An 18,869-nucleotide genomic window follows, 5' to 3' on the forward strand; every position below is an offset into this window, starting at 1 on the left:
CGAACACCCCTTGCCCGGGAGCGCCGCTCCACACCATGAAGACGAGCATGCAACGCAAGCTCGACCAGCTTTCCACACGGCTGGCCGAACTGAACGACCTGCTGAGCCGCGAAAACGTCACGGCCGACCTCGACCAGTACCGCAAGCTGACACGCGAACATGCCGAACTCGGCCCGGTCGTCGAGCAATACGCGTTATGGCGCCAGTCGCGCAGCGACGAGACGGCCGCGCAGGAACTGCTTGCCGATCCGTCGATGCGCGATTTCGCGGAAGACGAAATCCGCAGCGCGCGCGAGGACATGGCGCGCCTCGAGACCGAGCTGCAGAAGATGCTGCTGCCGAAGGACCCGAACGACGACCGCAACATCTTCCTCGAAATCCGTGCCGGCACGGGCGGCGACGAATCGGCGCTGTTCGCGGGCGACCTGCTGCGCATGTACCTGCGCTTCGCGGAACGCCAGCGCTGGCAGGTCGAAATGATGTCGGAAAGCGCGTCGGACCTCGGCGGCTACAAGGAAGTGATCGTGCGGATCGCGGGCCAGGGCGCGTATTCGCGCCTGAAGTTCGAATCGGGCGGCCATCGCGTGCAACGCGTGCCGGCCACCGAGACGCAGGGGCGCATCCATACGTCCGCGTGCACGGTCGCCGTGATGCCGGAAGCCGACGAGATCGGCGAGGTCGAGATCAATCCGGCCGACCTGCGCATCGACACGTTCCGCGCGTCCGGCGCGGGCGGCCAGCACATCAACAAGACCGATTCGGCGGTGCGCGTCACGCACCTGCCGACCGGGATCGTCGTCGAATGCCAGGACGACCGCTCGCAGCACAAGAACAAGGATCGCGCGCTGAAGGTGCTCGCCGCGCGCATCAAGGACAAGCAGTATCACGAGCAGCATGCGAAGGAAGCGGCGACGCGCAAGAGCCTGATCGGCTCCGGCGACCGTTCGGAGCGGATCCGCACGTACAACTTCCCGCAGGGCCGGATGACCGACCACCGGATCAACCTGACGCTGTACCGGCTCGAGGCGATCATGGACGGCGATCTCGACGAACTGATCGGCGCGCTCGTCACCGAGCACCAGGCCGAGCTGCTCGCGTCGCTCGGCGAAGCCGACTGAGGCCGCGATGTCCGACACCACCGCCGACGCGCTGCTGCGCGCCTCGCCGCTCGACCCGGTCGATGCACGCGTGCTGCTCGCGCACGCGCTTGGCTGGACCCGCACGCAACTGATCACGCGCGGCGACGCGCCGCTCGACGCCGCCGCCGTCGAACGCTACCGCGCGCTCGAAGCACGGCGCATCGCCGGCGAGCCCGTCGCGCAATTGGTGGGGATGCGCGAGTTCTTCGGCCGCCCGTTCGAGGTGACGCCCGACGTGCTGATCCCGCGCCCCGAAACCGAGCTGCTCGTCGAAGCCGCGCTCGATGCGATCGACGGGCTGCCGCACGCAGCCGTGCTCGATCTCGGCACCGGCAGCGGCGCGATCGCCGTGTCGATCGCGGCCGAGCGTCCCGATGCGCGCGTGTGGGCGCTCGACCGTTCGCCGGACGCGCTCGCCGTCGCGCAACGCAATGCCGACAAGCTGCTCGGCACGCCGCGCCCCGGCGGCCCGCTGCACTGGCTGCAGAGCGACTGGTACGCGGCGCTCGATCCCGCGCTCGCGTTCGATACGATCGTCAGCAACCCGCCGTACATCGCGCAGCACGATCCGCACCTCGGACAAGGCGACCTGCGTTTCGAGCCGCGCGGCGCGCTCACCGACGATGCCGACGGCCTCAGCGCGATCCGCACGATCGTCGCGGGCGCCGGCGCCTATCTGAAACCGGGCGGCACGCTCTGGATCGAGCACGGCTACGACCAGGCCGAAGCCGTCCGCGCGATACTGGCGTCGCACGGCTTCGTCGCGGTCGAATCGCGCGCCGATCTCGCCGCCATCGAACGCACGACCGGCGGCCGCCTGCCGGGCTGACGCCCGGCCCGCCCGGTTGAAATCCGCTATCATTTCGATCTAACGCCCCGCAAACGCAAGGTCAGTCATGGACACCCAACAACGTATCAAGCAAATCGTCGACGAAAATCAGGTCGTGCTCTTCATGAAGGGCAACGCGCAATTCCCGATGTGCGGCTTCTCGGGCCGCGCCGTGCAGGTGCTGAAGGCCTGCGGCGTCGACCAGTTCAAGACGGTCAACGTGCTCGAGGACGACGAAATCCGCCAGGGCATCAAGGCATTCTCGAACTGGCCGACCATCCCGCAGCTCTACGTGAAGGGCGAATTCATCGGCGGCTCGGACATCATGATGGAGATGTACCAGTCGGGCGAACTGCAGCAACTGTTCGCCGCCGCTTAAACGCGGCGCCCGTCCCCCTTTCGATGGCATCTCCCAGCGTGCCGCCACGCCGGCTGATCGTCGCGATCACCGGCGCCACCGGCGCGATTTACGGTGTGCGGCTGCTCGACCTGCTGCGCGCCGCCGGCGGCGTCGAAACGCACCTGCTGATTTCGAACGCCGGCTGGCTCAACATCCAGCATGAACTGAAGCTGCCGAAAGCCGATGTCGAAAGCCGTGCCGACGTCGTGCATTCGGTGCGCGACGTCGGCGCGACGATCGCGTCGGGCTCGTTCGCGACCGACGGCATGGTGATCGCACCCTGCTCGATGAAGACGCTCGCGAGCGTCGCGCACGGGCTGTCCGACAACCTGATCACGCGCGCGGCCGACGTTACCCTGAAGGAACGCCGCCGTCTGGTGCTGATGGTGCGCGAAACGCCGTTCAACCTCGCGCATCTGCGCAACATGACCGCCGTCACCGAAATGGGCGGCATCGTCTTTCCGCCACTGCCGGCGTTTTACGCGATGCCGAAGACGATCGAGGAACTCGTCGACCAGACCGTCACGCGCGTCCTCGACCTCTTCGCGCTCAGCGCGCCGCTCACGACACCGTGGGCCGGTATCCGTCACGCGCAGTAACGCCTCTTTTGCGCGCATCTCCGTCGATTTGCGCAGCAACCCCGTTGATTTCGCGCTTTCGGATGCGAACCGGTATTCGATTGCCTGGCGCCGAGACGATTATCAACAAACAAGCGTCAATCAAATTCCCGTTCGCCGATTTATCAATGCACGGTACGCGCCTATAGTCACAGGCAAATCCTTTCGCAGGTCACCACCATGAACCGCTTGCCTTCGCTGTACCTGTCCCACGGCGCCCCGACGCTGCCGATCGACCCGGCGCTGCCGTCCGGCGCGTTCACGCACCTCGGCGCCGAACTGCCGCACCCGCGCGCGGTGCTGATGCTGTCCGCCCACTGGGGCACGCAACAGCCGGTCGCGAGCGTCGCCGCGCATCCGGACACGATTCACGACTTCTACGGTTTCCCGCAGGCGCTGTACGACATCCGCTATCCGGCGCCGGGCGCACCCGACGTCGCCGAGCGCGCGGCCGCGCTGCTGAACGCGGCCGGCATCGCAACCGCGACGACCGAACACGGCCTCGATCACGGCGCGTGGGTGCCGATGCTGCTGATGTTTCCGGAAGCCGACGTGCCGGTCGCGCAACTGTCGATCCAGCCGCGCGCGGACGCCGCGCATCACTTCGCGCTCGGCCGCGCGCTGCGGCCGCTGCGCGACGACGGCGTGATGGTGATCGGCTCGGGCCAGATCACGCACAACCTGCGCGCCGCCGATTTCGGCGCGGCGCCCGAGGATGCGGACCCGCGCGTCGCGGAATTCACGGACTGGTTCGAGGCGAGACTTGCCGCGCGCGACGTCGACGCGCTGCTCGACTACCGTCGGCAGGCGCCGCACGCGGCGCTGATGCATCCGACCGACGAGCACCTGCTGCCGGTCTTCGCGGCGCTCGGCGCGGCGGACGACGACTACCGGCTCGGCATCCAGTCGCTCGGCACCTACCAGCGCGTGCTCGCGATGACGAACTACGTGTTCGCGAGCGCCGGCGCCTGAGCCGCGGCGCAACCGCCGGGCCAGCAAAAAGCCCGCCCGGGCATCGCTCGGGCGGGCTTCTTTTATCCCTGCATCCTGCCGCCGCCGAATCCGGCGACAGGTCAGCCGTCAGACACCGACCCCTTCGAGGATCTCGTCGTGCGACTCGCGCTCGTCGAGATACTGGGTCCGGTAACCGGTATTCACGCCCCAGAAGTAGAACACCAGCGAGATTGCCGCGACGACCAGCATGTCCCAGCCGTACGGCAGCATGCCGTAACCGCCGAATTCCTTGCTGCCGATCAGCGACAGCACGGCCATCGTCGGCAGATACGCGACCAGCCACCATGCGGCCTTCAGGTCGGCGCCCCAACCGGTCCAGCCCGACTTCGCCTGGAAGTAGAAATACACCGGCAGCGCAACGATCATCAGCAGGATGATTTCGCCCGTCAGCGGCCACTTTGCCCAGTACAGGATCAGCGATGCGCACACGAACGCGAACGGCGCGATCAGCTTCATCAGCGGAATCGACAGCGGACGCTCGATGTCGGTCGCCGAACGGCGCAGCGCCATCAGGCTGATCGGACCGGTCAGGTACGAGATCACCGTCGCGACCGAGATCACCGCTGCGAGCGAACTCCAGCCGCGGAAGAAGAACAGGAACACGAACGACACGAGCAGGTTGAACCACATCGCCTGGCGCGGCACGCCGTAGATCGGGTGCACGTTGCCGAACATCTTCGGCATCGTGTTGTTGCGCTCCATCGCGTAGATCATGCGGGTGGTCGTCGCCATGTAGGTCGTACCGGTACCGCTCGGGCTGATGAACGCGTCGACATACAGCAGGACCGCGAGCCAGTTCAGGTTCAGCGCGATCGCGAGTTCCGCGAACGGCGACGAGAAGTTGAAGTGCGCCCAACCCTTCGCGACGTCGGCCGGGTCCACCGAACCGATATACGCCATTTGCAGCAGCACGTAGATCACGAGCGCGAGCAGGATCGACGTGATCACCGCGAACGGCACGCTGCGCGCCGGGTTGCGCGCTTCGCCGGCCAAGTTCACCGGGCTCTGGAAGCCGTTGAACGCGAACACGATGCCGCTCGTTGCGACCGCGGTCAGCACGGCCGACCAGCCGTACGGCGCGAAGCTCGTACTCGACGCGGTGCCGAGGTTCTCCGAGTGGAAGCTCGTCAGCATGAGGCCGAGGATCGTCAGGCCGGGGATCAGGAACTTGAAGATCGTGATCGCGGTGTTCGCCCGCGCGAAGGCCTTGACGCCCCAGTAGTTCAGCATGAAGTAGACGACGACCAGCACGGCCGACAGCAGCAGGCCGAGCGTCTGCAATTCACCGTTCACGAACAGTGCATGCGCCCACGGATACGGCCACGTGCTCATATACTGGATCGACGCTTCGGCCTCGATCGGGATCACGGATACGATCGCGATCCAGTTGGCCCATGCGCTGATGAAGCCCACCAGCGAACCGTGCGAGTAACGCGCGTAGCGCACCATGCCGCCCGACTCGGGGAACATCGCGCCCAGTTCCGCATACGTCAGCGCAATCGCGAGAATCACGACAGCGCCGATGATCCATGCGCAGATCGCCGCCGGACCGGCAATCTTCGCGGCCTTCCAGGCACCGAACAGCCAGCCCGAGCCGATAATCGAACCCAGCCCCGTCAGCATCAATGCAAACGGGCCGATGTTCCGTTGAATAGAACTCTTCACATCCTCTCCTGTGTCTCAAAAAGCATGGTCGGCCGGCGGTCCGGGATCGGCTCGGACCGCACCGCGCACGCATTCTTGGGGGGAGGGTCACCCGATCGGGGCAACCCGTCCACGCGGCGCGTAGTTTAACGGTTGCACCTCGAACGTGGCGCCAAAATCGATCGGCCCCTACAAAAAATTCGCATCGCTTGCAAGCTTTGTAAACCTGATCTCCGCAATAACCCTGAGAGCATGGGAATACGGTTGACCGTCAGACCGATTAGCCGTATAAAGGACTTCGCAGGATTTCAAGTGGCGAGTGAATTGGTTCTTTCGTAGTTCGCCCATCAACGGTACTCCGGTTGGTCCTATTACCCCTTCCTTGATTTTCCGCACACCATGGGCTTCGGCCCCGTTTTATTTTTTTAGGAACAAGTAACATGGCAACCGGTACCGTCAAGTGGTTCAATGACGCAAAGGGCTTCGGCTTCATCACCCCGGAAGGCGGCGGCGACGATCTGTTCGCGCACTTCTCGGAAATCCGCGTCGAAGGCTTCAAGACGCTGCAAGAAAACCAGAAGGTTGAATTCGAAGTGAAGACGGGCCCGAAGGGTCTGCAAGCTGCGAACATCCGTCCGGTCTAAGCTGGCGCGATCATTCGTGTAAAAAAGCCCCGCTTCGGCGGGGCTTTTTGCTTTTGGGCGCCGGTCATCCTGCATGGCGACCGGTCACCACCCGCCATTCAGCCGAACAGTCGCTGCGCGTGAATACCGAGACCCGTCGCGACACTCGCGAGGCGATCGCCGAACACCGGCTGCGCATCCGGGAACGCGCCGGCGAGCGCGCCCGACAGGAACGCGAGCCCCGTCGAACCGCCGGTGAAATACAGCGCACCGACATCGCGCGGCGCAACGCCCGCAAGCCGCACCGTCTCGCGCGCGGCGTCGACGATGCGCGCGGTATCGTCCCGGCTCGCGTCGACGAGGCGATCCGCGTCGAACGCGATCAGCAGATCTTCTTCCACGTCGTTCAGGTCGATCATCGTCTCCCCGCCCGCCGCGACGCCGATCTTCGCTTCTTCCGCGCGCGCCATCAGCGCATGCCCGAGCCGCTGCTCGACCACGCTCGTGAGCCGGTCGTACTGCCGCACATCCTGGTACAGGTGCTTCATCAGCTTCAGCTCGCCGATCCGCTTCGGCGTGTAGACGGTGTTGATCAGGTGCCAGGTCGCGAGATCGAAGTAGATCTTGTTCGGCAATTCGCGCCCTTCCGGGTCGAGCGAACGGTAGCCGAATGCAGGCAGGATCGCCGCCAGCTCGACACGCCGGTCGTAGTCGGTGCCGGCGACGTGCACGCCGTGGTGCGCGAGCACGTCGTCCTTGCGCTCGAGCCGCGCCATCCGCTGCGGGCCGACGCGCACCAGCGAGAAGTCGGACGTGCCGCCGCCGATGTCGGCGACGAGCACCAGACGCTCCGTCGGCTGGCGCGATTCGTAGTCGAACGCGGCGGCGATCGGTTCGTACTGGAAGTGCACGTCCGTGAAGCCGACCGATTGCGCGGCCGCCTCGAGCTGAGCCTGGGCGAGGCGGTCGGCGCGCGGATCGTCGTCGACGAAGAACACCGGCCGGCCGAGCACCGCGCGGCCGATCGGCGCGCCCGCGCGCGCTTCGGCCTTGCGCTTCAGGTGCGTCAGGAAGCGCGCGATGATTTCGGTGTACGCGATCGCACTGCCGTCGCCGAGATCGGTCGTCGTTTCCGCGAGCGGCGAGCCGAGGATGCTCTTCATCGAGCGCATCAGCCGGCCGTCGAAACCGTCGATATAGGAAGCCAGCGCCGCCCGGCCGTACTCGACCGTCTCTTCGTCGTTGTTGAAGAAGATCGCGGTGGGCAGCGTCAGGTGGTCGCCTTCGACGGGCGCGAGGCGCATGCCATCGCCGTCGGGCAGCGCCACGGCGGAATTGGACGTGCCGAAATCGATCGCGCAGTAAGTCATGGGAAATTGCCGCAGCAGGCCGGCGCGAAAACGGAAAGGACGGGCTTTTTAACATGAAGCCCGCGGGATCACAACCGGGGTCGGCCACCGGTGTCGCGCAGCGGGCGCCGGCGGCGGCGCGCGGCGTGGCGCGCCGGGAACATGCGCGGGCAGGATGCGCGACGCAGCCCGCCCGCCTGCGGGGTCAGGCTGCCGTGTCGAAGCTCTTCTTCCACGCGCCCGCGTAGACGACTTCGCCGATCGCATGGCGCGTGCGCGGCGCCTTCTCGCGATCGCGCAGCACGGGATCGAGCTTGTCGACGTTGCCGTAGTGGCCGAGCGAGATGATCGACACGATCGCGACGTCCGCCGGAATCGCGAACGCGTCGCGGAACGCCTTCGCGTCGAACCCGCTCATCTGGTGCGCGGCGAGGCCGAGCGCGTGCGCCTGCAGCACCAGCGACATCGCGGCGGCGCCGGCGTCGTACAGCGCGGTCGGCGCCGGCTCGCCCTTCGGCGTCAACGTGTGCGCGGTGACCGCGATCAGCACCGGCGCCGGCGCATTCCAGCCCTGGTTGAACGGCACCAGCGTCGCAAACGCGCGCTTGAACGCGTCTTCGTCCTGGGTGCGATCGAATACGATGAAACGCCACGGTTGCGCGTTGTACGCGGACGGCGCCCAGCGCGCCGCTTCGAGCACCGCGTGGAGATCGCCGGCGCTGACGGGTTCATCCGAATACGCGCGCGGGCTCCAGCGGCCCGCGATCAGATCGTGAATCGAAACAGTGGTGGGAGCAGGTTTGACGGACATGCGGTTCCTCGCTGACATCGATGAAGGGGCGCGAACGCCCGGCGAACCGCAAGCATACCTGCTTGAGCGACAGCGCGCCCGATGCTGCCGCGCTATGCAAATCTCCGTACGTGCAATGGCCGGCCGCAGCGGGTGCGGCCGGCCGGGCCGCCGCGATCAGGCTGCCTGCGCGGCCGCGCGCGACGGGCCGCGGTTGATCCGCAGCACGATCAGCGCGCCGACGATGCACAACCCGCCCGAGATCATCGACGCGATCGTATAAGTGCCGAGGCTCGCGCGCAGCAGCCCCGCGCCGAGCGCCGCGAACGCCGCGCCGAGCTGGTGGCCGGCGACGATCCAGCCGAACACGACCGGCGCCGCGGCCTTGCCGAACACGTCGGTCGCGAGCCGCACGGTGGGCGGCACGGTCGCGATCCAGTCGAGCCCGTAGAACATCGCGAACAGCGGCAGCCCGAAGAAATCGATCCCGAACGCATGCGGCAGGTAGATCAGCGACAGCCCGCGCAGCCCGTAGTACCAGAAGAGCAGCACGCGGTTGTCGTAACGGTCGGACAGCCACCCCGACAGCGTCGTGCCGAACAGGTCGAACACGCCCATCGCCGCGAGCAGCGACGCGCCCTGCACTTCGGTCATCCCGTAGTCGCTGCACATCGCGATCAGGTGCGTGCCGACATAGCCGTTGGTGCTCGCGCCGCAGATGAAGAAGCTGAAGAACAGCAGCCAGAAGTCGCGCGAGCGGCTCGCCGTCAGCAGCGTGCGGAACGCGACCGCGAGCGGGTTCTCCTTCGTCGCGTCGGGCGCGGGCGGCGCATCGGCCGGCTCGCCGTACGGGCGCAACTGCACGTCGGCCGGCCGCTCGGGCAGCAGGAACGCGACGAGCGGAATCACGATCGCGGCCGCCACCGCGACGACCAGCACGACCGGCCGCCAGCCGTGGCGCTGCGCGATCGCCGCGAGCATCGGCAGGAACACGAGCTGGCCGGTGGCCGTGCTCGCGGTCAGGATCCCCATCACGAGGCCGCGCCGCGCATGGAACCAGCGCGTGACGAAGGTCGCGGACAGCGTCAGCGCGACGACGCCCGTCGAGCAGCCGACCATCAGCCCCCAGATCAGCACCATCTGCCAGCTCTGCGTCATCATCGACGACAGCGCGACGCCCGCACTCATCGTCACGAGCGCGGTGAGGATCGTCGGGCGCAGCCCGAAGCGCTGCATCGCGGCGGCCGCGAACGGGCCCGTCAGGCCGTACAGCGCGATGTTCACCGAAATCGCCAGCGAAATCGCCGCGCGGCTCCAGCCGAGCTCGCGCTCGAGCGGCACCATCAGCACGCTCGGCGTCGCGCGCGTGCCGGCCGCCGCCAGCAGGATCAGGAATACCACCGCCGCCGCGAGCCATCCGTAATGGAAGCGCCCGCCGATTCGTGTCACTGCCCAGTTCATCTTCATGTTCTCCAGTTGGCGGCTCCGGTGTCGTCGCACCGGCTCCGCCCCAACCAGGCCACCTCCGCCGCACACTGCATCGGCTGACCCGGGCCGATGCTTGGCATTTTTCCCGTCGATCCGGCCGGCATTGTTACCGGTCGGTCACAAGTGTGTTGCGATCGTAGTTACCAGTCGGTAACATGTCAAGCAATTCATCACGAAGTCGAGGGTCATCATGTCGGACATCGAGGTCGCCAAGCCGCTGGCGCGGCGCACGCGCCGGCCGATCGACGGCGCGACCGCGCAGGAGCACCTGCTGCGAGCCGCCGAGGAGCTGTTTTACAAGGAAGGCGTGCGAACGGTCGGCGTCGAGGCGGTGGTGGAGCGCGCGGGCGTCAACAAGATGAGCCTGTACCGCCAGTTTTCGTCGAAGGACGAGCTGATTCTCGCGTATCTGGAGCGGATGGACGCGTGCTTCTTCGAGCGGCTCGACACGAGCGCCGCGAAGCATCCGGGGCAGCCGAAGGCGCAGTTGATCCAGTACTTCGTCGATCTCGCCGAGCGGGCGACGCAAAAGGACTATCGCGGCTGCCCGTTCGTCAACGTCGCCGCCGAATTCCCGGATGCGTCGCACCCGGCGCGCGAACGCGTCGCGCAGAACAAGGCGCAACTGATGCAACGGCTCGTCGCGCTTTGCGAAGGCGCCGGCGCGCGACAGCCGAAGGCGCTGGCCGATGCGCTCGCGCTGGTGGTCGAAGGCATCTACGCGGCGAGCCAGACCTACCGGCACGGCGAAACGCCGATCGGCATTGCGCCCGCGCTCGTCACGCAGTTGATCGAAGCCGCCTGCGCGTGACGGCCGGCGCGCCCTCGTCCCCGGCGCGCCCGCTACAATGCCGCTCTCTTCGCCCTTTCGCCCGACTGGCATCACGATGACCGACACCCGCCCCGATTCGCACGACGACATCCTCGCCGCCACGCGGCACTGGCTCGCGCGCGCGGTGATCGGGCTCAACCTGTGCCCGTTCGCGAAAAGCGTCTACGTGAAGGAACAGGTGCGCTACGCGATCAGCGAAGCGACGACGCTGGAAGACGCGCTCGCCGAACTCGAAACCGAGCTGCGCGCGCTGGAAGCGGCGGACCCGCGGCAGGTCGATACGACGCTCGTGATCTACCCGCATGCGTTCGCCGATTTCGTCGACTACAACGATGCGCTGTTCTTCGCCGAGCGGCTCGTGCGGCAATTGCGGCTCGACGGCGTGCTGCAGATCGCGAGCTTCCATCCGCAATACCAGTTCGAAGGCGCCGAACCCGACGACATCGAGAACTACACGAACCGCGCGCCCTATCCGATCCTGCACCTGCTGCGCGAGGACAGCATCGCGCGCGCGGTCGACGCGTTCCCGGACGCGTCCGCGATCTACGAAAAGAATCAGGAAACGCTACGCCGCCTCGGCCACGAAGGCTGGCGCGAATGGATGCGCCGGCCGGGCGACGACGTGTGACGCGGCGTGCAACGTGGGGCGGCGCGGGCGCGATGCCCGCGCGGCCCCACGTCAGCCTTCGGCCGGCTCGACGGCGCCGCCGCCCGCCGCGGCGGCTTGCGCGACGAAGAAGCGTTGGTTGAGTTCGGCGAGCCCGAACATCGCGAGGATCTCGGTCAGCCGCTCGCCGGGCTTGCGGCGCGGCAGGTTCTTGTACTGCGCGATGATCAGCTCGTTCTTCATCGAATGCTCCCAGCCGACCAGCTCGGTCACGCTGACCTGGTAGCCGTGCGCTTCGAGCTGCAGGCAGCGCAGCACGTTGGTGATCTGGCTGCCGAATTCGCGCGTATGCAGCGGATGCCGCCATACCTCGGTCAGCGCATTCGCGAGCGACTTGCCCTTGTTCTTGCGCAGCACACCCGCGACTTCCGCCTGGCAGCACGGCACCAGCACGATGTGCTGCGCGCGCTTCGCGAGCGCGAAGCGGATCGCGTCGTCGGTCGCCGTGTCGCATGCGTGCAGCGCGGTGACGACATCGACCGTTTCGGGCAGTCGCGGCGACGTGATCGAATCGGCGACCGACAGGTTCAGGAACGACATGCCGCCGAACCCGAGCCGCGCGGCGAGTTCGGTCGAGCGCGCGACGAGTTCCTCGCGCGTCTCGATGCCGTACACGTGCGACGCAAACGCCGGCGTGCCGTGCCCCGGCTGCTGCTTGAAGAACAGGTCGTACAGGATGAAGCCGAGATACGACTTGCCGGCGCCGTGATCGACGAGCGTCACGTTGCCTTTGTCGGCCTGCACGCCGGCGAGCAGCGGCTCGATGAACTGAAACAGGTGGTAGACCTGCTTCAGCTTGCGGCGGCTGTCCTGGTTCAGCTTCCCGTCGCGGGTGAGGATGTGCAGTTCCTTCAGCAGCTCGACGGACTGCTCCGGACGGATTTCGTGGGTCTTGTTCGACATCGTGAAGCGGCGCCGGGCCACGGTCTGTCGACCACGGCCCGGCGGCGGGAATTCGTGAGGAATGGCGGTAGTTTACCGAAAATACGCGCTCAGGCCCGGACGCCGAGCCGCCACAACGACGTGACCTCGGCCCGACGCGCCGCATGCAGCGGATCGTCGGCGTCCATCGACTTCGGATGCGCGGGGCGGATGTCGTCACGGCCGAGCACGACGAGGCCGGCTTCGTCGATCCACTGCAGCAAGGTGTCGCGCGGCCGCAGGCCGAGATGCTCGGCGAAATCGGACAGGATCAGCCAGCCCTCGCCGCCCGGCTCCAGATGCGCGGCCAGCCCTGCGAGGAAACCGCGCAGCATGCGGCTGTCCGGGTCGTAGACCGCGTATTCGATCGGCGCGCTCGGCCGGGCCGGCACCCACGGCGGGTTGCACACCACGAGCGGCGCGCGGCCGGGCGGAAACAGGTCGGCTTCGACGATATCGACCCGGGCCGCGTGCCCGAGCCGCGCGACGTTCTCGCGCGCACAAGCCAGCGCGCGCGGATCCTGGTCGGTCGCGACGATGCGCTCGACGCCGCGCGAAGCGAGCACCGCCGCCAGCACGCCGGTGCCCGTGCCGATATCGAACGCGAGCGACGTCGCCGGCAGCGGCGCGCGCGCGACGAGCGCCACGTATTCGCCGCGCACCGGCGAGAACACGCCGTAGTGCGGATGGATCGGCGCGCCGCCGAGCGCCGGGATCGGCACGCCCTTCTTGCGCCATTCGTGCGCGCCGACGAGGCCGAGCAGTTCGCGCAGCGACACGACCGACGGCGCGCCGCCGGGGCCGTACGCCTCCTCGCAGGCCGCCCGCACGTCGGGCGCGCGGCGCAGCGGGATCGTGTAATCGGCGTCGAGCGGGATCAGCAGCATGCCGAGCGTGCGGGCGCGCTGCGATTGCGCGAGACGATGCAGGTTGAACGCATCGACGCCGGCCGCGGCTTTCGCCTTCTTCGGCTTGCGTTCGACACGGCGCGCCATCGCCTGCACGAGCTGGCGCGCATTCTGGAAGTCGCCCTGCCAGACGAGCGCGGTGCCCTCGCAGGCGAGGCGGTAGGCCGCGTCGGCGGTGAGGCGGTCGTCGGCAGACACCGCGCGCTTCGGCGGTTGCACGCCGGCTTCGGAGCGCCAGCGCACGGCATGATCGACGCCGTCGGCATCGGTCCAGTGGAAAACGGGGGAATCGGTCACGCGAACTCGGTACGGTTGGCTTCAACGGCGGCGAGAATTCACCGCGCGGACCACACCATACCGCGCTTTGCCCGACCCGGCAAAACAGGCGCCGCGACGGCCGCCCGAAAGCGTTCGTCGCGGCGCAACCGTCAATCAGGCGAGATCGAAGGTTTCCGCAACGGGCGCGTCGCGCTTGACGGCCGCGATGCCGTTCTCGCGTGCCTGCTCGCTGCTGTACGTCTCGCTCGTGCCGATGACCTGGTGATTGGCCGCCTTCAGATTGAACATGGGCTCACCGTTGTGGGCGAGCTTCCGTTCGTAGCGCGCGTCGAGCGGCGCGTTTTCCCGTACGGACGCGATCCCGTTCTTCGCGCCGCTTTTCTCCTCGTACCGCTCGCTCGCGAGGATGATCTCGCCGTTCGCCGACTTCAGATGGAAGTAGTACTGACCGTTCGTGGCTTTCTTGAGCTCGAATTTTGCCGCCATGGATTTCCCCTAAAAGAATGTCCGACCCTCGGACATCGTCAAGTGTAGAGCCCACGCCGACGAAAATCGATACTCCACGAAGATAAGCGTTAAATATTGTTAAATGGTGAATTTTCAGACACATTTGACCGACGTTGCACATCAACCGGACGACCTAGCCGCCCCACCCCGGCATGGCCGGCAGACGCAGCGTGCCCACGTCGCTGAAGTGCACGGTGCCCAGCACGCTGCCCGCGAGCCGGCCGCGCAGCGCATACGGTAGCTCGCCGTTCGCGGCCGCGCCGGGCAGGTTCCACGCCTGCCGCGCGGCCGCGAAAGCCGACACCGAAACCGGCACGTCGAGCACGGCTTCGCCGAACCGCGGCACGGTGCCCGCCCGGTCGCTGACGCCGCTTGCGAACGGCGTGCCGTTCAGGTCGAGCGCGACCGAGATGCCGTCGTAGTCGATTGGCGCATCGTTCGGATTCTGCACGCGCAACTTCAGGCTGAAGCGCATCTCGAGGCCCTGCCCGACCAGGGGGTCGAGCCCGGCGACCGACACGCGCACCGGCTCGCGCGTGAGCGCCGCGCAACCACCCAGCAGGAACACGGCGGCGAACAGCAACAGCACGGCGCGCAACGGCGCGATACGGAACAGGGCTCGCGGCATGGGACAACCTCCTCGCGGCAATCGATGAACGGGTTCGTCGCTCCATTGTACCGATCGTGCCGCCCTTCACCGGATTTCGTAGTTTCCGCGACGCCGCAAGATCGTTAATAGATTAAAACTACGAAATTTCCAGTCGAACGGAGAGCGCATTAATGCCTTTCAGCATTCAATGAAGCGCCAGGAATTCAATAGATGCGCTTTCTAATTTTTTCGTTTCCTTTACCCAAAACCATCAAGTATATTTACGCATCCTTGGAGCAAGCCGACAAACCTTGAAGCCGCATGACGGCGCATTTACGGGACGGCTACACGCTGTCCCTCCGTCCTGCGGACTGGCCCGGCCAGCCCCGTAGGTCGTCGGTTCAAAGGGATTGCGCGCCCGCGCCGGGCGTGCGGCCCCGTGTCGTGCGCGCGAAATCAATTCAGTACAACACGCGCCCGGCCATTTTGAACCGGCCAGTTAACCGATATCCGGAAATTCAGAGGGGGCAGTAAACCATGATTACCTTCACGTAGTCGGCCGCCGTCTTTTTCGAATAATCCGTCATTGGCATTTTTTCGCTGTTGATTAAACGGCGAGGGGATTGCTTTTGCCGGCGTTTTCGCAGCACTGAACGATTCTTTCAACAATCGAGGATTCAGTCATGTCGATTCATATTCGCAAGATGCGTTATCTGCCGCTCGTCGCCGCACTCGCGCTCGCCGGGTGCGGCGGCGACGACGGCGGTGCGGGCTCCGCTTCCGCGCTCAGCTCCGCCGGCGCGCCGCACACGAGCTCGTCGCCTGCCGTCACCGCGCCGCCGAGCGCATCCAATGTCGACAAGAGCGTCTCTCCCGTCGAACTGCCGGACACCGTCGTGCCCGTGAACTACCGGCTGTGGTTCCGCCCGAACGACGCGCTGAACGCGTTCGACGGCCGCGCCGACGTCGAGATCAAGGTGCTGAAGCCGGTCAACAACATCGTGGTCGCCGGCCACCGGATCAAGTTCACCAACGGCCGCATCACGCTACAGCCGGGCAACATCCAGCTGATCGCGACGCCGCAGGACAAGGGCGACTTCTATCAGTTGCGCCCCGTCGCCGGCACGATCTCGCCGGGCAACTATTCGCTGCACATGGAGTGGTCGGGCATCATCAACTTCAAGTCGTATGACGATCCGGTCAACCACACGGGCGGCAGCTGCGGCGACGATCCGTATCCGGGCTGCTCGGCCGCGGAAGGCGTGTTCCGCGTCGACCTGAAGGGCACCGACGGCAAGACGAGCGGCGCGATCCTCACGCAGGGCGAAACCAACCTGTCGCGCCAATGGTTCCCCGGCTGGGACGAGCCGGCGTTCCGCCCGACCTATGAAGTGACGGCCGAAGTGCCGCAAAGCTGGCGCGTCGTGTCGAACGCGGCCGAGAAGCCGTCGACCAACGTCGGCGGCGGCTACAAGCTCGTGCAGTTCGAGAAGACCCCGCCGATGCCGTCGTACCTGCTGTTCTTCGGCGGCGGCATGTTCGACACCTACGAGGACGATTTCACGAGCCCGCTGCCGGGCGGCAAGGGCGGCCTGCACCTGCGCGTGTTCACGCCGCCGGGCATGAGCGAGTGGGCGAAGCCGGCGATGGACCGCACCAAGCAGGCGCTCGACTTCTACTACCGCTACACGGGCATCCCGCTGCCGCTCACGAAGTTCGACACGGTGGCCGCGAACGACGCATTCAAGGAGCAGAAGGACCTGAACTTCGGCGGGATGGAGAACTGGGGCTCGATCCTCGAGTTCGCCGACGACATCCTGCCGCAGCCGGGCCAGCCGATGTCGCACTACGGCAACGAAGTGTTGACGCACGAAGTGGCGCACCAGTGGTTCGGCGATCTCGTGACGACCGACTGGTGGGACAACGTGTGGCTCAACGAATCGTTCGCGACGTTCTTCGAGACGAAGACCACGATCCAGTTCTTCCCCAACGAGTTCAGCTGGCTCGACCAGGTGAAGAACAAGTATCGCGTGATCAATCGTGACATCGGCCCGAACGCATTCCCGGTCGCGCCGAACTTCAACGATTGGGCGTCGAACGACTTCGTGCTGAGCGCCAGCGCGTTCACGTACGACAAGGGCGGCCACGTGCTGAAGACGCTCGAGAACTATCTCGGCGAGCAGACCTTGCGCAAGGGGCTGCAGCAGTACCTGGTCGACTACTCGTTCGGCAACGGGACGCCGAAGCGTCTGTGGGATGCGCTGTCGAAGGAAAGCGGCCAGGCGGTCGGCCCGATCGGCGACAGCTACGTGCGTCAGACCGGCGTGCCGCTGATCTCGCTCGACACGCAGTGCGACCTGACGAAGAACCAGACGGTCGTCACGCTGAAACAGCAGCCGTTCCCGAACAAGAACGCGTATCCGGGCCTGCAGTGGACGGTGCCGATCACGCTCGCGTACGGCCAGGGGCTCGCGAAACGCACGACGCTCGCGCTGAAGGATACGCAGGCACAGACGCGGATCGACGGCTGCACGGGCGTGGTCGCCGACCCGAGCGGGCTCGACTACTACGTCGTGAACTACAGCGACGCGGCCTGGAGCGGGCTGCTCACGCAGGTCAACAGCTCGACCGATCCGGTGCTGCTGGCGAACCTGAAGAGCGAAGCGGCGCTGCTCGTCGCGAACAACCTCGCGCCGGCCTCGCGCTCGACGTCGATCGGCTCGGTCGCTTCGCCGGCCGCGATGAAGCTGCGCCAGACGCCGACCTTCGGCGGCATCGAACCGGTGACGAAGGAGCGCCCGGCACGGCAATACCAGGGCATCTTCAAGCCGCGCAAGGTAGTGACGCAGTAACGGTGCGGCTCCGGCCGGCGCCGCGCCACCCGCGGTGCCGGCCGGCGTACCGGTTTCTCCGACCTGTTGACGGGCCTCGCATGCGAGGCCCTTTTTTCATGCGGCGGCGCCTCGGCCCGCCGTCTCGCCCACGCGGCGTTTCCCACGCAGGCTGCGGAAACCACGGGGCGAAACGCGCGGCTGCTGCGATGCAACGCGCGATGCCGCGCTAGCGATCGTCGCGGCGCCGGAACGCCCACCACGCGGCCAGCGCGGTGAAGCCCGCGACGAGCAGCACCATCAGCCAGAAGCCGTGCTTGTTCTCCGCGAACGGCACGCCGCCGACGTTCATCCCGAAGAAGCCGGCGACGATGTTGATCGGCAGCGCGATCACGGTGACGAGCGTCAACGTGAACAGCGTCCGGTTGTTCTGTTCGTCGAGGCGCGAACCGATCTCTTCCTGCAGCAGCTTGATGCGCTCGTTGAGTCCCGCCAGGTCGGCGAGCACCAGCGAGAATTCCTCGGTCGACTCGCGCAGCTCCTGCACGTCCTCCGTGTGCAGCCACGCAGGCGGCTTCGCGAGCAGCCGGAAGATCGACCCCGGCTCCGGCGCGAGCATGCGCTGCAGGCGCGTCAGCGTGCGGCGCATCGCACCGAGCTCGATGCGGTTCGACGTGAGCCGCTGCGACAGGAAACGATCCTCGATGCGGTCGACATCGACGCTCGTGCGCCGCATGATCTGGATCAGCAGGTCGGCCTGGTCGCGCAGCAGGTGCACGAGCAGTTCCGCGGGCGACCGGAACCGCTCGCCGTCGCGCACGCTCGCGCGCAGCGTGTCGACCGAGCGCAGCGGCTTGAGCCGCGCGGTCACCATGATGCGCCGTTCGACGTGGACGAACAGCGTCGCGATCTCCGACGGCGTGAGCTCGAGATTGAACATCACGTCGTTGACGATCGCGCGCAACGCGCCGTCCTCCTGCTCGATGCGCGTCGAGCGCGAGCCTTCGTGCAGGAATTCGAAGAAGCTGTCGGGCAACCCGAGATGCGTACGCATCCAGCGCTCGCTCGCGCCATGCGCGAGATTGAAATGCAGCCAGACGAAATCGCCCGATGCGGCCGCGCCGTGCTCGCGGCACGTGCGCAACCACGCGGCGGCCGCGTCGGCATCGAGCATCGTGCCGGCGCCGCCCGGAACGAAGCGGAATCCGCACACCATGCCGGACGTGTCGGCGCCGTAAGTCTGTACGATCAGGTCCATCGTGTCGAAGGTCGTGCGGCGCGCGCCGCGCCGCACATCGCGGGTCGCGGGCCCGCGCCGGGAAAAGAAAGAAAACGTATGCCCGACGGGCGTGACGCGTTCGTGACACCGTCACGCGGCATCATACCGGCGGTCGCTCCGTGCCCCAAAAAAACAACGCGCCGCCCATTGGGCGGCGCTGACA

General features: G+C 66.6%; 18 protein-coding genes. 9 read left to right on the forward strand and 9 right to left on the reverse strand.

Annotation, left to right across the window (positions count from 1 at the left end; all coding sequences use genetic code 11):
* The first annotated feature begins 35 nt into the window (after window positions 1–35).
* The 5 genes from prfA (at window position 36) to WS61_RS06035 (ending at window position 3,957) form a co-directional block, all read left to right on the forward strand.
* Window positions 36–1,118, forward strand: coding sequence for a peptide chain release factor 1 (gene prfA, locus WS61_RS06015; protein WP_059499691.1), 1,083 nt, complete (start codon window positions 36–38; stop codon window positions 1,116–1,118).
* Between the two features lie 7 nt (window positions 1,119–1,125).
* Window positions 1,126–1,968 (forward strand): peptide chain release factor N(5)-glutamine methyltransferase, encoded by an 843-nt coding sequence (gene prmC / locus WS61_RS06020; RefSeq protein ID WP_034209819.1) that lies wholly within the window; start codon window positions 1,126–1,128, stop codon window positions 1,966–1,968.
* 67 nt (window positions 1,969–2,035) lie between these two features.
* Entirely contained in the window at window positions 2,036–2,347 is a 312-nt protein-coding gene (grxD, locus tag WS61_RS06025) for a Grx4 family monothiol glutaredoxin (protein WP_006477066.1), read from the forward strand.
* 23 nt (window positions 2,348–2,370) lie between these two features.
* Entirely contained in the window at window positions 2,371–2,967 is a 597-nt protein-coding gene (locus tag WS61_RS06030; RefSeq protein ID WP_059499692.1) for a UbiX family flavin prenyltransferase, read from the forward strand.
* A 198-nt stretch (window positions 2,968–3,165) separates the two neighbouring features.
* Window positions 3,166–3,957 (forward strand): class III extradiol ring-cleavage dioxygenase, encoded by a 792-nt coding sequence (locus WS61_RS06035; protein WP_059499693.1) that lies wholly within the window; start codon window positions 3,166–3,168, stop codon window positions 3,955–3,957.
* A gap of 108 nt (window positions 3,958–4,065) precedes the next feature.
* Here WS61_RS06035 and WS61_RS06040 read toward each other — a convergent pair whose 3' ends face one another.
* Window positions 4,066–5,664 carry an APC family permease gene (locus WS61_RS06040; RefSeq protein WP_059499694.1) on the reverse strand — a complete coding sequence of 533 codons (1,599 nt, stop codon included), beginning with the start codon at window positions 5,662–5,664 and terminating at the stop codon, window positions 4,066–4,068.
* Between the two features lie 419 nt (window positions 5,665–6,083).
* Here WS61_RS06040 and WS61_RS06045 point away from each other — a divergent pair, with 419 nt between their 5' ends.
* The gene (locus tag WS61_RS06045; RefSeq protein ID WP_006477070.1) at window positions 6,084–6,287 is read left to right on the forward strand and encodes a cold-shock protein; all 204 of its coding nucleotides are present in this window, start codon (window positions 6,084–6,086) and stop codon (window positions 6,285–6,287) included.
* 98 nt (window positions 6,288–6,385) lie between these two features.
* Here the strand turns inward: WS61_RS06045 and WS61_RS06050 are convergent, their stop codons facing one another.
* The 3 genes from WS61_RS06050 to WS61_RS06060 all read right to left on the reverse strand — a co-directional run bounded on the left by WS61_RS06050 (window position 6,386) and on the right by WS61_RS06060 (window position 9,866).
* Window positions 6,386–7,636, reverse strand: a complete 1,251-nt coding sequence (locus WS61_RS06050) for an Hsp70 family protein (RefSeq protein ID WP_059499695.1) — start codon at window positions 7,634–7,636, stop codon at window positions 6,386–6,388.
* Between the two features lie 184 nt (window positions 7,637–7,820).
* Window positions 7,821–8,426, reverse strand: a complete 606-nt coding sequence (locus WS61_RS06055) for a nitroreductase family protein (protein WP_034209815.1) — start codon at window positions 8,424–8,426, stop codon at window positions 7,821–7,823.
* Window positions 8,427–8,582: 156 nt separating this feature from the next.
* Entirely contained in the window at window positions 8,583–9,866 is a 1,284-nt protein-coding gene (locus WS61_RS06060) for an MFS transporter (RefSeq protein WP_059499778.1), read from the reverse strand.
* Window positions 9,867–10,083: 217 nt separating this feature from the next.
* Between WS61_RS06060 and WS61_RS06065 the strand changes: the two genes are divergently transcribed.
* Together WS61_RS06065 and WS61_RS06070 are read left to right on the forward strand one after the other, a co-directional pair.
* Window positions 10,084–10,704 (forward strand): TetR/AcrR family transcriptional regulator, encoded by a 621-nt coding sequence (locus tag WS61_RS06065; RefSeq protein WP_059499696.1) that lies wholly within the window; start codon window positions 10,084–10,086, stop codon window positions 10,702–10,704.
* 76 nt (window positions 10,705–10,780) lie between these two features.
* Entirely contained in the window at window positions 10,781–11,353 is a 573-nt protein-coding gene (locus WS61_RS06070; RefSeq protein ID WP_034209813.1) for a DUF1415 domain-containing protein, read from the forward strand.
* Between the two features lie 51 nt (window positions 11,354–11,404).
* Here the strand turns inward: WS61_RS06070 and WS61_RS06075 are convergent, their stop codons facing one another.
* The 4 genes from WS61_RS06075 to WS61_RS06090 form a co-directional block, all read right to left on the reverse strand.
* On the reverse strand, window positions 11,405–12,295 hold the full coding sequence (locus WS61_RS06075) for an SAM-dependent methyltransferase (protein ID WP_059499697.1): 891 nt from the start codon (window positions 12,293–12,295) through the stop codon (window positions 11,405–11,407).
* Between the two features lie 89 nt (window positions 12,296–12,384).
* The gene (locus WS61_RS06080; RefSeq protein WP_059499698.1) at window positions 12,385–13,518 is read right to left on the reverse strand and encodes a class I SAM-dependent methyltransferase; all 1,134 of its coding nucleotides are present in this window, start codon (window positions 13,516–13,518) and stop codon (window positions 12,385–12,387) included.
* Between the two features lie 135 nt (window positions 13,519–13,653).
* On the reverse strand, window positions 13,654–13,986 hold the full coding sequence (locus tag WS61_RS06085) for a YegP family protein (protein ID WP_059499699.1): 333 nt from the start codon (window positions 13,984–13,986) through the stop codon (window positions 13,654–13,656).
* 154 nt (window positions 13,987–14,140) lie between these two features.
* Window positions 14,141–14,635: an LEA type 2 family protein gene (locus WS61_RS06090; RefSeq protein ID WP_059499700.1), complete on the reverse strand. Its 495-nt coding sequence runs from the start codon at window positions 14,633–14,635 to the stop codon at window positions 14,141–14,143.
* A 644-nt stretch (window positions 14,636–15,279) separates the two neighbouring features.
* Between WS61_RS06090 and WS61_RS06095 the strand changes: the two genes are divergently transcribed.
* Window positions 15,280–17,448 carry a M1 family metallopeptidase gene (locus WS61_RS06095; RefSeq protein ID WP_059499701.1) on the forward strand — a complete coding sequence of 723 codons (2,169 nt, stop codon included), beginning with the start codon at window positions 15,280–15,282 and terminating at the stop codon, window positions 17,446–17,448.
* Between the two features lie 208 nt (window positions 17,449–17,656).
* Here the strand turns inward: WS61_RS06095 and WS61_RS06100 are convergent, their stop codons facing one another.
* Entirely contained in the window at window positions 17,657–18,685 is a 1,029-nt protein-coding gene (locus tag WS61_RS06100; RefSeq protein ID WP_059499779.1) for a transporter, read from the reverse strand.
* Window positions 18,686–18,869 lie beyond the last annotated feature (184 nt).

This window comes from Burkholderia sp. ABCPW 11 (assembly GCF_001523445.1).
Taxonomy (GTDB): domain Bacteria; phylum Pseudomonadota; class Gammaproteobacteria; order Burkholderiales; family Burkholderiaceae; genus Burkholderia.

Coding starts and splice junctions, on each gene's coding strand:
- WS61_RS06095 (WP_059499701.1), top strand. CDS start 15,280: ATGTCGATTCATATTCGCAAGATGCGTTATCTGCCGCTCGTCGCCGCA.
- WS61_RS06085 (WP_059499699.1), bottom strand. CDS start 13,986: ATGGCGGCAAAATTCGAGCTCAAGAAAGCCACGAACGGTCAGTACTAC.
- prfA (WP_059499691.1), top strand. CDS start 36: ATGAAGACGAGCATGCAACGCAAGCTCGACCAGCTTTCCACACGGCTG.
- WS61_RS06070 (WP_034209813.1), top strand. CDS start 10,781: ATGACCGACACCCGCCCCGATTCGCACGACGACATCCTCGCCGCCACG.
- grxD (WP_006477066.1), top strand. CDS start 2,036: ATGGACACCCAACAACGTATCAAGCAAATCGTCGACGAAAATCAGGTC.
- WS61_RS06100 (WP_059499779.1), bottom strand. CDS start 18,685: ATGGACCTGATCGTACAGACTTACGGCGCCGACACGTCCGGCATGGTG.
- WS61_RS06075 (WP_059499697.1), bottom strand. CDS start 12,295: ATGTCGAACAAGACCCACGAAATCCGTCCGGAGCAGTCCGTCGAGCTG.
- WS61_RS06060 (WP_059499778.1), bottom strand. CDS start 9,866: ATGAACTGGGCAGTGACACGAATCGGCGGGCGCTTCCATTACGGATGG.
- WS61_RS06030 (WP_059499692.1), top strand. CDS start 2,371: ATGGCATCTCCCAGCGTGCCGCCACGCCGGCTGATCGTCGCGATCACC.
- WS61_RS06035 (WP_059499693.1), top strand. CDS start 3,166: ATGAACCGCTTGCCTTCGCTGTACCTGTCCCACGGCGCCCCGACGCTG.
- WS61_RS06055 (WP_034209815.1), bottom strand. CDS start 8,426: ATGTCCGTCAAACCTGCTCCCACCACTGTTTCGATTCACGATCTGATC.
- WS61_RS06090 (WP_059499700.1), bottom strand. CDS start 14,635: ATGCCGCGAGCCCTGTTCCGTATCGCGCCGTTGCGCGCCGTGCTGTTG.
- WS61_RS06045 (WP_006477070.1), top strand. CDS start 6,084: ATGGCAACCGGTACCGTCAAGTGGTTCAATGACGCAAAGGGCTTCGGC.
- WS61_RS06065 (WP_059499696.1), top strand. CDS start 10,084: ATGTCGGACATCGAGGTCGCCAAGCCGCTGGCGCGGCGCACGCGCCGG.
- prmC (WP_034209819.1), top strand. CDS start 1,126: ATGTCCGACACCACCGCCGACGCGCTGCTGCGCGCCTCGCCGCTCGAC.
- WS61_RS06050 (WP_059499695.1), bottom strand. CDS start 7,636: ATGACTTACTGCGCGATCGATTTCGGCACGTCCAATTCCGCCGTGGCG.